The 13,056-nt window shown below is 40.8% G+C and carries 12 protein-coding genes and 2 CRISPR repeat arrays; of the genes, 9 read left to right on the top strand and 3 right to left on the bottom strand.

Annotation, left to right across the window (positions count from 1 at the left end; translation table 11 throughout):
* Positions 1–54 precede the first annotated feature (54 nt).
* The 3 genes from QSJ46_RS16710 to QSJ46_RS16700 form a co-directional block, all read right to left on the bottom strand.
* Positions 55–474 carry a regulatory YrvL family protein gene (locus tag QSJ46_RS16710; RefSeq protein ID WP_106025898.1) on the bottom strand — a complete coding sequence of 140 codons (420 nt, stop codon included), beginning with the start codon at positions 472–474 and terminating at the stop codon, positions 55–57.
* 69 nt (positions 475–543) lie between these two features.
* Positions 544–1,707: an oxalate decarboxylase family bicupin gene (locus QSJ46_RS16705; RefSeq protein WP_285605044.1), complete on the bottom strand. Its 1,164-nt coding sequence runs from the start codon at positions 1,705–1,707 to the stop codon at positions 544–546.
* A 95-nt stretch (positions 1,708–1,802) separates the two neighbouring features.
* The gene (locus QSJ46_RS16700; RefSeq protein ID WP_073204399.1) at positions 1,803–1,967 is read right to left on the bottom strand and encodes a YvrJ family protein; all 165 of its coding nucleotides are present in this window, start codon (positions 1,965–1,967) and stop codon (positions 1,803–1,805) included.
* 166 nt (positions 1,968–2,133) lie between these two features.
* Between QSJ46_RS16700 and QSJ46_RS16695 the strand changes: the two genes are divergently transcribed.
* The 9 genes from QSJ46_RS16695 (at position 2,134) to cmr6 (ending at position 12,726) form a co-directional block, all read left to right on the top strand.
* On the top strand, positions 2,134–2,736 hold the full coding sequence (locus QSJ46_RS16695) for a sigma-70 family RNA polymerase sigma factor (protein ID WP_039177282.1): 603 nt from the start codon (positions 2,134–2,136) through the stop codon (positions 2,734–2,736).
* Entirely contained in the window at positions 2,684–2,905 is a 222-nt protein-coding gene (gene rsoA, locus QSJ46_RS16690) for a sigma-O factor regulator RsoA (protein ID WP_029707333.1), read from the top strand. The genes QSJ46_RS16695 and rsoA overlap by 53 nt, the downstream gene beginning before the upstream one ends.
* Before the next feature lie 181 nt (positions 2,906–3,086).
* A CRISPR array of direct repeats spans positions 3,087–4,440; the repeat unit is 32 nt; unit sequence GTCGCACTCTACATGAGTGCGTGGATTGAAAT.
* 349 nt (positions 4,441–4,789) lie between these two features.
* Positions 4,790–5,288: a CRISPR direct-repeat array (repeat unit 32 nt; unit sequence GTCGCACTCTACATGAGTGCGTGGATTGAAAT).
* A 272-nt stretch (positions 5,289–5,560) separates the two neighbouring features.
* Positions 5,561–6,376: a DUF6602 domain-containing protein gene (locus tag QSJ46_RS16685; protein WP_285605043.1), complete on the top strand. Its 816-nt coding sequence runs from the start codon at positions 5,561–5,563 to the stop codon at positions 6,374–6,376.
* Positions 6,377–6,391: 15 nt separating this feature from the next.
* On the top strand, positions 6,392–7,699 hold the full coding sequence (gene cmr1 / locus QSJ46_RS16680) for a type III-B CRISPR module RAMP protein Cmr1 (protein ID WP_285605042.1): 1,308 nt from the start codon (positions 6,392–6,394) through the stop codon (positions 7,697–7,699).
* Complete coding sequence (gene cas10 / locus QSJ46_RS16675) at positions 7,669–9,480, top strand: type III-B CRISPR-associated protein Cas10/Cmr2 (protein ID WP_285605041.1); 1,812 nt, start codon at positions 7,669–7,671, stop codon at positions 9,478–9,480. The genes cmr1 and cas10 overlap by 31 nt, the downstream gene beginning before the upstream one ends.
* Positions 9,473–10,705, top strand: a complete 1,233-nt coding sequence (gene cmr3, locus QSJ46_RS16670; protein ID WP_285605040.1) for a type III-B CRISPR module-associated protein Cmr3 — start codon at positions 9,473–9,475, stop codon at positions 10,703–10,705. The genes cas10 and cmr3 overlap by 8 nt, the downstream gene beginning before the upstream one ends.
* 13 nt (positions 10,706–10,718) lie before the next feature.
* A complete protein-coding gene (gene cmr4, locus QSJ46_RS16665; RefSeq protein ID WP_285605039.1) occupies positions 10,719–11,588 on the top strand; it encodes a type III-B CRISPR module RAMP protein Cmr4 in 870 nt (289 codons plus the stop codon).
* The gene (gene cmr5 / locus QSJ46_RS16660) at positions 11,585–11,953 is read left to right on the top strand and encodes a type III-B CRISPR module-associated protein Cmr5 (RefSeq protein WP_047204185.1); all 369 of its coding nucleotides are present in this window, start codon (positions 11,585–11,587) and stop codon (positions 11,951–11,953) included. The genes cmr4 and cmr5 overlap by 4 nt, the downstream gene beginning before the upstream one ends.
* The gene (gene cmr6, locus QSJ46_RS16655) at positions 11,950–12,726 is read left to right on the top strand and encodes a type III-B CRISPR module RAMP protein Cmr6 (protein WP_247544710.1); all 777 of its coding nucleotides are present in this window, start codon (positions 11,950–11,952) and stop codon (positions 12,724–12,726) included. The genes cmr5 and cmr6 overlap by 4 nt, the downstream gene beginning before the upstream one ends.
* Positions 12,727–13,056 lie beyond the last annotated feature (330 nt).

Genomic DNA, 13,056 nt, shown 5'->3' with positions numbered 1-13,056 from the left:
TTTTTATCTTCCAAGGGCTGATCGAGAATGATATCCATCATATGAAGCAAATCACTAAGCTTCTTTCTCAAAAGAAAACGTCGCATAATCAAACAAAAAATGAAACAGCCAAAGGCTTAGAGCAAAGAGGATTTCCTCAGAAGTAGACAGTAAAATGCCGCCTACCAATTCATCTGATAAATAGACAGCCCCCCAAATAAACAAGAGATGAATTGAAATGGCATAGAAAACGACGGAGCGTTTTTTGGAACGGCACTTTTTAACAACCCTCATGAGCACATGCTCCACATGTTCAAAGGATATCCCCAGTACCACATAGATGCCCATAAATAAAAGCATCGATAAAATCGATTGATAAAAAGCACCTGTTAAATGAAAGAACAGCACACAGAACAACAAAAATATGTAACAGACAGCAGACGCCGCCATGAGCCATTTCAGCCCTTGCCATAAAGCGTGAACAGATTGCTGCATAGTTGAACAAACACTCCCTTACATGAAGATACCTGCAAAAAGGACAGCCTTTTTGCAGGAAGTCATACGTTAATCCTCTTTTTTAGGTGCAGCGATCACAGGATGTTTTTCAGTATCAAGCAGTTCTAAGAGATCTTCGCCTTGATCTAAATGATCAAGAACAAGCTGTTTCGGTGTGACCGCAAGCCACTGATTAAGTGAGATATCTGCATAATGATCGCTCTTAAAGATTTCTAAGAAATAAAGCGGTTCGTCGCCTGTATTCTCTACATAATGCCCCATCGCAAATGGGACATATCCAACGTCTCCCGCCTGATAGTTGAAGGTTCTCGCATGTCCATCAGAAGCAAATACCGTCATTCGTGCCTTTCCAGAAATGAAATATTGCCATTCATCCGTATTTGGATGCCAATGCAGCTCACGAATGGCACCTGGATCAACCTTCACAAGAGCGGATGCAATCGTTTTAGACGCTTTGAAATTGGTAGAGTCCGCAATCCACACTTGTCCGCCGCTTGACGTAATCGGTTCCTGTTTTAACAGCTCATATTTAAAGGAATTCGGGACTTCTCCTTGCTCTATTTTTACCTTGTCACATTCAAGCGAACCAGGAATTCCTTTTTGGAAAATATACTTTTCTTTCTCTGGCAGCTTGTCAAACTGCTCTTTTGTCATACCGAAGTTCTTAAGCACGACTTCCTCTGGCGTATGGGCAAGCCAATCGGTTACTTGGAACGTACTATTTTCTGAGAATGACCCATCATCAAACACAAGCAAGAATTCAGCTCCCGGTTCAAGTGCTTGGATAGAGTGAGGCAGGCCAGATGGGAAGTACCACAAATCACCCTCTGTTACATCCTCTGTAAAATTGCGCCCCTCTGCATCAACCGATGTAATCCGGGCTTCCCCATAAATCATGTACGCCCATTCCGCTTCCTTATGCCAGTGAAGCTCACGAATCGCACCAGGCTTTAGCCGCATATTGACAGATGCAAGACTTTTAGAGATCGGCAGTTCGCGGACTGTTACCTCGCGGGCGTAGCCGCCTTTTTCTAAACGATTGTGTGTATCAGAAAAAGAATATTTCAGGTTGGAGACCGTTCCATGATCGGTTTCTGGTGGCGTGAGCATATCTGGATTTTGTCTGTCCCGCTCGAGATTACGTGGAATTTTGACCGTTGCTCCTTTTTCTCCTCGAATCGGCTGTGGTATTCCATTTTGCTTTTCACTCATGATAAAATCCCCTTTCAACATCGTATTGTGTGAGGTGACTAAAAGGCCTTTCATTTCGCCCTCGTTTTCATAAGGTGAAACGAATCAAGCAGATGTCAATCTGATTCATCATTTTTTTGAGCAGCGACTAATCGTTGGATGAGCTTGCTTAATTCATCAAACTTTCGTTCAAAGCGTGTCAGCAAGTAAACCGTCAAAATGGCAGGGAAGCCAGCCTGACCGAGCTGCTTCAACCATTCCTCTGAAAAAAAGGTCTCCATTTGTCTCACCCCCCAGCGGATACTCGTCTTCTATATAAGTGGTATGAAAGAAGAAAAAGGAAAGCAGAGGGGGATAAAATGAACCATTAGACCCGTTTCACGAAGTTTACTTTTTTTAACTTTTGTCCACTTAATGCTAGTAGAGGGAACAAAGGGGAGGATGCACATGGATTATCGGCTGTTATTGAAAGCAAAATGGAAGGAAATCATTGATCACCCGCTCATTCAGCAGTTTTTAAGCAACCCGAAAAACGAGCAGCTGCTCCGGCAAGTCATGGAAGAGCCAAACGAGGAAAATGCCAAAAAACTAGATTCCGAGTTCAAACAGTTCTATCAGAAAATCCGCATCATCAAGTATATCTCCACAATGATACGCATCTTTTCAGTCGACTTTGACAAACGAGTAAAAAAGAAACAGCAGCGTTTTCCGCTCATACTCGACCATCCTGATACGCAAGAAGTGAAAGACCCTGTTCAAACAGATACGTATGAAGCCGTGCTCTTCAATCAGCAAGACTTAGGAGAACATCTGCAAGATCAAACATTGTACAAGGCCTACCAGCAGCTCACAGAAAAACAAAAAATGGTTCTAACCCAAATCTATGTCGAAGGTCAAACAATGAAAGAAATAGCCGATCAGTTAGGCGAAACAAGACAAAACATCTCAAACATTCACAAAAAAGCACTCAACAAACTAAAAGAAGAAACAGGGGGAGATGTCCGTGCACGAAGACAAAATGACCAATGGAGAAATGGAAGAACTCATTGAAACCTTCACACCCATGATCAAAAAGAAACTACAAAACACGGCATATCAAGAAAGAGAAGACCTCGAACAAGAACTCTATATCAAACTCATCGAAAAAATAGACCGGCTGATTTACCAAGAAGGACCTGGATTTTGGGAGTTTATTGTGGAATATATGACGAAGTTGTAAGAGAGGCTCTTGGTGCGAATGTCAGGTGAACATAAAATCCCCGGGACATTCGCACCTTTTTATTCGACAAAATTGAGAAAAAATGTATATTTTATAAAGGGGAAAACAAAATTCTTTATTGAAAGTTGTGGATTTTGCCTATCATTTCCTAAAAAATGTTACAATTAGGGTGGAAATCGCAGTCGCACTCTATATGAGTGCGTGGATTGAAATATGAATTAATTACTCGTCACAGCGAGTATAAACGTCGCACTCTATATGAGTGCGTGGATTGAAATATCCAAGAATACATCCAACGAAGGGCAGTCATTAGGTCGCACTCTATATGAGTGCGTGGATTGAAATACATGATATTGTAGGGATTCAAAATCATGTTGACAGTCGCACTCTATATGAGTGCGTGGATTGAAATAAATAGCGCATGACATGATCAACATAATTAGGGTCGTCGCACTCTATATGAGTGCGTGGATTGAAATCACAACAAAGAAAGTAAATTCACCCAAGGTTATGTCGCACTCTATATGAGTGCGTGGATTGAAATAAGATATTCAAGATTCGTTAATATATTCACAATTGGTCGCACTCTACATGAGTGCGTGGATTGAAATGCTTTTATCTCGACCTCAACAGGGAACGGTAAAGTGTCGCACTCTACATGAGTGCGTGGATTGAAATCGTCAACCGCTGAAAGAGGCAAAGGCACGCCATCGTCGCACTCTACATGAGTGCGTGGATTGAAATAATGATGGAAATGCAAGCGGTTCTTCGAGAGCTTGTCGCACTCTATATGAGTGCGTGGATTGAAATTAATCTAGTACGCATTGCAGATAGTTGACTGTGTCGCACTCTACATGAGTGCGTGGATTGAAATTGATCTGTTTGAGTGTTTGAATAAACTGATAAAGTCGCACTCTACATGAGTGCGTGGATTGAAATACACTGAATGACCGTGATCCTGTTGGATTGATCCTGTCGCACTCTACATGAGTGCGTGGATTGAAATGTATTCACTAATAAGCACGTCTCCAGCAAAGTATGTCGCACTCTACATGAGTGCGTGGATTGAAATAAGTTATGGTATACGCCGTCACGAGTTGCCGCCGTCGCACTCTACATGAGTGCGTGGATTGAAATAATCATGAAAGAATATCAGTTAAGCAGGGTGAGTAGCCGCACTCTACATGAGTGCGTGGATTGAAATCGTATGAACAATGGTGCTCCCCTATCCACTCAACAAGTCGCACTCTACATGAGTGCGTGGATTGAAATATGCCCCATGCTGTCAATTGTTCCTTGTCCGTCAGTCGCACTCTACATGAGTGCGTGGATTGAAATAATTTATCTTTATTGGCCGTAAAGATTCCACTGCGTCGCACTCTATATGAGTGCGTGGATTGAAATGAAACACAGATGAGCAAAGTTAAAGCTATTTCAGTCGCACTCTATATGAGTGCGTGGATTGAAAATTCGAATAGCTTTCCAGAGATAACAAGTCTCCCTGTCGCGCTCTATATGAGTGTGAGGAATAAAATTCTTGTCAGAAGGTAGTTTGAAAGATATATTGACAATTGCGCTTGATATAGGTGTGAAAAACATAACTCTGTCTCACCAATTTTATTAATGAATTCAAAGCTGTTGATGAAACAGCGAAATAAGAAATAAGTATGATTATCATCAGTAATAGTTTTTAATTAAATAGGATTAAGAAATATTCGGTGCGAATGTGAGGTGAACATAAAATCCCCGGTGCATTCGCACCTTTTTATTCGACAAAAATGAGAAAAAATGTATATTTATGAAGGGAAAACAAAATCCTATATTGAAATTTGTGGATTTTGACTATTATTTCCTAAAAAATGTTACAATTAGGGCGAAAATCGCAGTCGCACTCTACATGAGTGCGTGGATTGAAATAAACCTGAGAAGGTAGTCAACGAAGGTAGTCAGTGTCGCACTCTACATGAGTGCGTGGATTGAAATCTCGACTAGATTCCATGCTTTTTTGTACCAGACAAGTCGCACTCTACATGAGTGCGTGGATTGAAATTAGAAATGAAATGGCACAATTGATTGATGTCGAAGGTGTCGCACTCTACATGAGTGCGTGGATTGAAATTTGTGGATCTAGCTGGAGTCGTCAATACCATTACGTCGCACTCTACATGAGTGCGTGGATTGAAATTTGTTGTGCAGAAGCATCAGAAACAAAGAAAAACGGTCGCACTCTACATGAGTGCGTGGATTGAAATTCTAAGTATCTTATGTTTTCCCTACATTTGTCAGTCGCACTCTACATGAGTGCGTGGATTGAAATTCGCCTTATCAGTTGATTAGAAAAATGACTGTCGGTCGCACTCTATATGAGTGCGTGATTTTAAATGATTGTGTCTTAAACGGTATGACATTCTCAAAGATCATGATTCTTACAACACCCTCTTTCAGATACAAAAGCCATCAAAATAGACTGTTCATTTGTAAAGTGAAAACATGACTCATTGCAGTCATGTTTTTTTTCTTCTTTTTCCTAAATAAACCTTAAAAAATCTCAAAATAAGTCGAAATGAAAAGTAGTCATTTAGATTCAAATATTATCCATTCGTAATGAATGATGAAGGAGGAAATGGATTGGGTGAGACGGAGCGAACCGGTAAAGTGGAGCAGCTGATCTTAGAGAATTATCAAAGATTAAACAGCATGATATCAGAAGAAGTAGACTTTGCTTCTAATCATGGTGGGCTGACAGGGGATTCTAGAGAAGTGATGTGGATGGAGTTTTTTCGGAAAATCATTCCTAAAAAATATTCATTAGCACAAGGTGTCATCATTATTGACTCAGATGGAAATCATTCTAACGAAGTCGATATTGCCGTATTTGATGAGCAGTATACGCCGTATGTGTTTCAACACAATTCTTTGAAGTTTATACCGATTGAGGCGGTTGCGGTTGCTATTGAATGTAAAAGCTCTAATTTGAAAGAAAAAGGTTTAGAAGAATGGTCTAAAAAAATAAAACAGCTAACACCAAAAACAACAGGAATTGCTAGAACGGCCACAGGTTACTTTACTAGTGAAAGTAACACACAAAAGAGGACGCGTCCTTTACTCATTTTAGCAAGTAACTTTAAAAGAGAAGAGGACCAAACAATTTCAAATAAAGCAGCTGAATTAGCGGCGTCTTTTGATTTTATGCTCATGAAAAAAAGCAATGAATTTCAATTAAAAGTACCTAATGAACATGAACATCTAAGATGGTGGTCAAACGAATTAAATTGTTTCAAACAAGAAAAACGATCTAAGGAAGAAGAAAAATTTTTAGATGAAAACAAACTCAGCGATTTACGTATTGATGGATGCGATCTGTTGACACTAAATTTTCAATTAAATCAATTGCTGATGCTCATTAACAATCCCATGTTTTTCCCTCACTATGCATATGCCAAGCTGTTTCAGAAACAGATAACAAAGTGAAGAAAGGAGAGCGACATGACAAGGGAATCTAGAAAACCCAAAACGAATTGGCATGATGTGAAACATGCGATTGACACGAAAATTCATGAAGACCAAAGACTTTTTAAAGAGCCGCTCACTATTCATTTGGTTACGCCAATGTTTGGGGGAGGGCCCCAATCAAACTCAATTGATCAAGACAGACCGATTCGTGAAAGTGCAATTCGTGGACATCTTCGTTTCTGGTGGCGTGCAACTCGAGGAGCTGCCTGCAAGAATGCGAATGAATTATCTAAACGAGAAGCAGAGATATTTGGTCATACAGAACAAGCGAGCCAGATTCAAGTGGTAACCCATTATGAAAAAGACGAAGTGAAAAGAAATTCAAAAGTATTTTTTAAAAAGAAAAAGCATCCTTTTCCACGGTATGTTCTTTCAAATATGAAAGATGAAACACCATACCTCATGAAGGCGCAATTTTCTTTAAATATCCGGTTATCTAAAAAAACAACCGATTTTGAGTTAATCAAAAAAGAAGTTGGAGCAGCATTATGGGCTTGGATCAACTTCGGTGGACTTGGTTCAAGAACGAGACGTGGATGTGGCAGTTTATATTGCAAGCAATTTTCACCATACAACAAGAGGACAAAAAGCCAATTGGAAAAATGGTTTGAGCAAAAGCTTTTAGAATATGACATCCAATTGCCAGCATCAAGTCGGGAATGGCCGACGCTTAGTCGTGAATTCAAAGTACAGGCATTTCCATTATCTATGATCTCAAGCTGGCGATCCGTCATTCAGACATATGAAACATTTCGAAGAAGATCTAACCCGGACAAAAAAAGGGGAAGAAGTTGCTGGCCGGAAGCAGATACTATTCGTCTGTTAACAGGTAAGGCTAAATCAGGTCATCACATCCCTTATCCAAAAGAGAAACCATTTAAATATCAAGCATTTCCTAGAGCTCAATTTGGTTTGCCAATTCAGTTCCGATTTGCTCCTAAAGATAGTGGGAAAGATCCAGATCCTGTAACGCTCCTACCTAAAGGAAAGGATCGCTTAGCTTCACCACTCATCTTAAAACCATTGGCTATTAATCAAAAGGAATCAGTGGGCATGGTGATGGTGCTGCAGCAACCAAAGATCGAAGCTTTATCGCTTTTAGGGGACAGAAAGCCTTTGCCCGATGTGACAGATGAACAAAGTATCTACCCAACAGCCACCTACTCAAACAACCCATTACAAGACGAGAGTGGCCGGACGCACTCATCGGCGATTCAAGCCTTTTTACATAGCAAGGAGGTGCAAACATTTTGTCAGAAGAATCACAAAAACAAACATTAATGCTATTTTCTGTAGGGCCTGTTCAAGAATTCATTGCGCAAGCAAGGCGGACGCGTGATTTATGGTTTGGCTCTTTTCTTCTATCTGAATTAAGTAAAGCAGGTGCGAAGAAATTTCAGGAACTGGGTGGAACGCTTATTTTCCCTGTGTTCAACGAATCCTCTGCAGAATCAAACAACGCACCAAATAAAATACTGGGGGAAATCTCACACGAACAGCCTTCAACCATTGCAAGACAAGTAAAAAAAGCAGTATATGACAAGTGGAAGGAATACGCAGACTTTGTAAGAGGGAAAGTTGATCCTTATATTCAAAAAGGCACATGGAATCGACAAGTAGATGATTTATTGGAATTTTATGCTGTGTGGACTGAGATGCAAACTCAAGAGGAAGCGGCTAATGCGTCCGCAAGTCCATATCATTTGGCTCTTCAAGAAGTTGAAGGTTTAATGGCTGCAAGGAAGACTTTAAGAGATTTTAAACAAAATGAGCCAGGGGCGTTATTCGGTGAACCAAAATCATCACTTGACGGTGGACGAGAGTCTGTTTTTCAAAAGCAAAAAACACCACAGCAAGTGGCGCAACTAGCGAAATTGGGAATTGGTGAACATGAATCATTAGATGCGATTTCAGTGATCAAACGATTGTCCTTACATAAGCATCCGAGCAAGACATTTCCATCTGTCTGCGATAAAGCTTTTGCTCCCTATCAAAACATGTTGGAACAAAATGAACAGATGAAGAAAGCAGCCACACAATATGTGAAAGATGTAGAAACGTATCTTGAGAATATGAATCTGACAGTAGCTCCTCTTGATTTGAGTGAGGCATCGCTTTTTTATGAAAGAAGAATAGAAGATTTTCTTGAACAACGAGGACTTGTTGGAATAGCACAAACAGAAGCAAAAAATAACATCACACAGCTGCTTGAAAAATATTTCAAAGGTGAATACAGCAAGCATCACGGCCAGCCGATCAAACCACCAGTACCTTCACCTTACTATGCCTTTCTCATGGCGGATGGAGATAAGATGGGCAGCCAACTGCGAAATATACAGCATGTAGAAAGCCATATTGCATTTTCTAAAACACTCTCAACTTTTGCTTCAAAGGCTCGTGGGATTATTTCCGAATGTGAAGGTACATTGATCTACGGCGGTGGAGATGATGTCATGGCTTATGTACCGGTGCACCAATGCTTAGAAGCAGCTGGGAAATTACAAAGTGAATTTGTTTCAACGATGAAGGCTCATCAACATAGTGAGACACCTCCTTCGATTTCAATTGGAATCGCCATCGTCCATATGCTTGAGCCTCTCGAAGAAGTAAGAAGCATGGCACGTCAGGCTGAACAATTTGCAAAACAAGAGCGAAATTCATTAGCGATTCATTTCCAAAAGCGAGGCGGAGGAGACACAATGAATATCTCAGTCTCATTTCAAATAGATCCAGTGGCCTCTATCCAAGAGATGACGACGTGGTTAAAACAGTCTTATTTCACGAATGGCTTTGCATATGGCTTACGAGAGTTGTATCAAACATACGAACAGTCTTCTTTTAGAAAACAGCCGGAAATTTTAGATGAACTCATTCCACTAGAGATAAGACGTCTTGCATTCAAAAAGAAAACGGAAGCAAAAACAGAGCAAGAAACGAAAGAGTGGATCGATCAATTGATTGCGAAGTATATACCGAAGAAGAATACATTAGAAGAATTACATACAATCGCTGAATGTATGATCATTGCTCTTCAACTGGAGGAGGTAAGTGGACATGCCTGAAAGATGGTTTCACATTCAACCGCTTGATCCGCTGCTTATTCGTGATGCACGCCCATTTCAAAGTGTACCAGGTATACGGGCGCGTTCACTAAACGATGTTCCGCCAAGTGTGGTCGCAGGAACACTTCGTACAGCTCTAGCAAAGAAACGACAATCAATCAAACACACGACGCCACTTTCTTATTATTCAAAATCTCTTGTGCGAGGTCCTTTATATCGCTGGCATGATCATTTATATGTGCCAATGCCTAATGACCTTGAGTTATTCGATGATGAGTATGGGATGAATCAATTGAGACCAAAGCCAATGATGTCGGAAGGACAGGGCTTTTTTGGTACAGGAAAAACAGGCCGTTTTAGTGAGGCATTATGGCCGCCAATTGGAGCTGGTGCTCGTAAAAAAATGAAATCGCCGCCTGCTTTTGTATCACTAAAGTGGATGGTGAACTGGCTGACAGACGCAGTGGATGAGAGTCAGGTGAAGGAAGCCTTGACTGAATACCAACACATGCAGAAGGAAAATCATTCTTTCAAAAAGGAAACACCACCGGCATTTATTCCAGCATTACAGCGTCAGGAACGAACACAAATTGAAGTGGAAACTGGCAGTAAAAAGGCAAAAGATCAGCATCTATTTTCAACAGAATCGCTCATATTCCCAGATGACTTTAAACTGGAGGCAGGAATAGAGTTATCTACTGAAGAGCCAGAAGAATTAAAGCCTTTCTCAGGCATTCACCCGATAGGTGGTGAACGGAGGTTGGCTCATATAGAAGACCGGCCGCATGTATACCAACAAGATTGGACATGTCCAGATATGATTAAAGAATCGCTTAAGAACAAGCCGTATGTTCGCATGATATTGGCGACACCTGCTTATTTCAGTAAAGGATGGCAGCCCGGATGGCTGGATGAACAGCTCATGTCAAAACCACTATTTGATACAAATGTACGACTCAAATTGGTTTGGGCCTCTGTTCCACATTGGCAGCCTATCTCTGGATGGAGTTTAGCAAATAAAGACAAAGGGCGTGAAAAAGCAATACGCCGCTTAGTCCCCGCAGGTAGCGTATACTTCTTTACAGTAGAAGAAGGAGATCCAGCAGAACTGGCTGAAAAAATGTGGCTTCAATCAGTATCCGATCGTAACCGGCGCAAAGAAGCGTTTGATCGTGAAGATGGCTGCGGGTTAGCACTTTGGGGAACATGGAAACCGAATGAATAAGAGGAGTGAGAACATGGAAGCAAGCCGTTGGTTTTGGATACATTGTTTATCCCCCCTTCATATTGGAGCGGGTGAAGGAGTTGGCGTGATTGATATGCCTATTCAACGAGAAAAAGTAACAGAATGGCCGATTATACCTGGAAGCAGTATCAAAGGCGTGCAGCGTGAGCATTATCGCGCGAAAGGACAAGACACATTCGTACAAAAAGTATTTGGTACACAAGGAGATCAAGATGGAAGCGCAGGAGCAGTCGTCATGACAGATGGCCGGTTATTTTCATTCCCGGTGGCGAGTAGATACGGTACATTTGGATATGTGGCAAGTCCACTCATATTGAAAAGATTAGCCCGCGATGCAAAAGCATTAGGCGTATCGCTGGATATCCCTGATCTCATAGAAGAATCAAGCACGCTAGTCACCATGAATTCTAAATTAGTAGAGAATGACGAATTATATCTAGGTGAATTTCAAGGGGCTGCGAAAAAATCTCCACAACTAACCGATTTTGCTGAACAGATGGCCAAACTTTTATTCGACGATAAACAATCACAAACTCTTTGGATAGAACGATTTGTGATTGTAAGTGATGACGTTTTTCAATACATTGTCACCATGAATTCTGAAGTGACACCTCGTATTAGAATTGATCATGAAACCCAAACAGTTAGTAAAGGAGCTCTCTGGTATGAAGAGTATGTACCAGCAGAAGCCATATTTTATGGGCTCATGTGGTGTGATCGTGTTGATGGAAGCAATGATTTATCTGTTAGACACCAACTTTTAAATCAACTAGAAAAACAGATGTATCTTCAATTAGGTGGAAACACAATCGTAGGTAAAGGAAGAGTATCCTGGCGTATGACAGGAGGGGAGGGATCATGAAACTCATTCAACATCATTATGCTGAAAAAGCGTATCAACATGTGATGAATGCTAAAACGAATGAGGAGAATTTCTCAAATCAATATGGACAACTCTGTCACAGATTCGCCTCAATGATCTTAACAAATGGATTAAGGCTCACCATTACATTTTTTGAAGCAAAATCAAAAAAAGGAAATGCTTATCAACAATTCGTTCAGGATATAAAAGAAACACTAGATATACAAGGAGATTGGTCAGCTTCTAATCGAAATTACTTAATCAAATCAAGACAAGCTTTAAGTGCATCTGTTTGGTTCAAAAGATATGCGGAATCTATTTTAAAGGTGGAACAAGGGGCGGAAAATGTGGAGGACATCCAATGAATCTGTCATTAACCTTAAACAAAAGCAAATGGGAGATTGGTGGTTCTACATTGTCGGACATCATAAATGACAGTGCGGAGAAGCAGTCATTTTATGAAAATGTGATTCGTCTACATCGAAAACAGTGGGGGGAAAATCGCTTTTTGTATGAAAGATTTGTGGAGCAATATTATACCGATATGAACCCCACATGCCTAGTCAAGTCCATATCGCCGTTAGTCATTGGACATGGAGGAGAGGGTGTACTTGAAACGGGATTGTTATTACACCCGATATACGGCATTCCTTATTTACCAGGAACAGCTTTAAAAGGCGTAGCCTCTCATTATGCCCATTCTGTATTAGGTGAAAACTTTGAAGAACTAAAACAAGGTGGTAGTGATTACAACACATTGTTTGGAACAAACGAACGTGCCGGAATCATCGAATTTCATGATGCGCTCATGATGCCAGAGACGGTAGGAGAAGCATTCAAAGTGGATGTGATGACACCACATCATTCAGACTACAACAGCGTCAAGCTAGATAAGATGAACAAAGGGGGAAGTGTTCCAGCCCCTCGAGACGATGACTCACCAACACCGATTCATTTCTTAACGGTGGTCAACGGCCGCTTTCAACTTCTATTGAAAACAAAAAAGAATCTATCAGAAGATGCGGAATGGCTCGAACTCGCCAAAACCATCTTACTAGGAGCTTTAGAACACGAAGGAATCGGTGCTAAAACAAATGCAGGTTATGGAAGACTTAAAATGGACGACGTCATTTCATAAGACTAAGTGCGAATGTGAGGTGAACATAAAATCCCTGGAACATTCGCACCGTTTCATTCGACAAAAATGAGAAAAAATGTATATTTTTCAGGGGTGAAAACTTAATTCCTATATAGAAACTTAAGGGGTTTGACGATCATTCCCTAAAAAATGTTATAATTAGGGCGAAAATCGCAGTCGCACTCTACATGAGTGCGTGGATTGAAATTGCGCTTAACTCATGTTTAACCGCTCCTATTTTTTCGTCGCACTCTACATGAGTGCGTGGATTGAAATTTAGCGCTTTCTACGTCACATTTTCTAATTGCTGTCGCACTCTACATGAGTGCG

The organism is Bacillus sp. YKCMOAS1, assembly GCF_030268125.1.
Classification (GTDB): Bacteria; Bacillota; Bacilli; order Bacillales; family Bacillaceae; genus Bacillus; species Bacillus safensis.
Note: the sequence above shows the minus strand (reverse complement) of the source record. Positions and strands in the feature narration are given on the sequence as shown.

Excerpts from the sequence above, each read along its gene's own strand:
- QSJ46_RS16710 (WP_106025898.1), bottom strand. The coding sequence starts at position 474 with ATGCAGCAATCTGTTCACGCTTTATGGCAAGGGCTGAAATGGCTCATG.
- QSJ46_RS16705 (WP_285605044.1), bottom strand. The coding sequence starts at position 1,707 with ATGAGTGAAAAGCAAAATGGAATACCACAGCCGATTCGAGGAGAAAAA.
- QSJ46_RS16700 (WP_073204399.1), bottom strand. The coding sequence starts at position 1,967 with ATGGAGACCTTTTTTTCAGAGGAATGGTTGAAGCAGCTCGGTCAGGCT.
- QSJ46_RS16695 (WP_039177282.1), top strand. The coding sequence starts at position 2,134 with ATGGATTATCGGCTGTTATTGAAAGCAAAATGGAAGGAAATCATTGAT.
- rsoA (WP_029707333.1), top strand. The coding sequence starts at position 2,684 with ATGTCCGTGCACGAAGACAAAATGACCAATGGAGAAATGGAAGAACTC.
- cmr1 (WP_285605042.1), top strand. The coding sequence starts at position 6,392 with ATGACAAGGGAATCTAGAAAACCCAAAACGAATTGGCATGATGTGAAA.
- cmr3 (WP_285605040.1), top strand. The coding sequence starts at position 9,473 with ATGCCTGAAAGATGGTTTCACATTCAACCGCTTGATCCGCTGCTTATT.
- cmr4 (WP_285605039.1), top strand. The coding sequence starts at position 10,719 with ATGGAAGCAAGCCGTTGGTTTTGGATACATTGTTTATCCCCCCTTCAT.
- cmr5 (WP_047204185.1), top strand. The coding sequence starts at position 11,585 with ATGAAACTCATTCAACATCATTATGCTGAAAAAGCGTATCAACATGTG.
- cmr6 (WP_247544710.1), top strand. The coding sequence starts at position 11,950 with ATGAATCTGTCATTAACCTTAAACAAAAGCAAATGGGAGATTGGTGGT.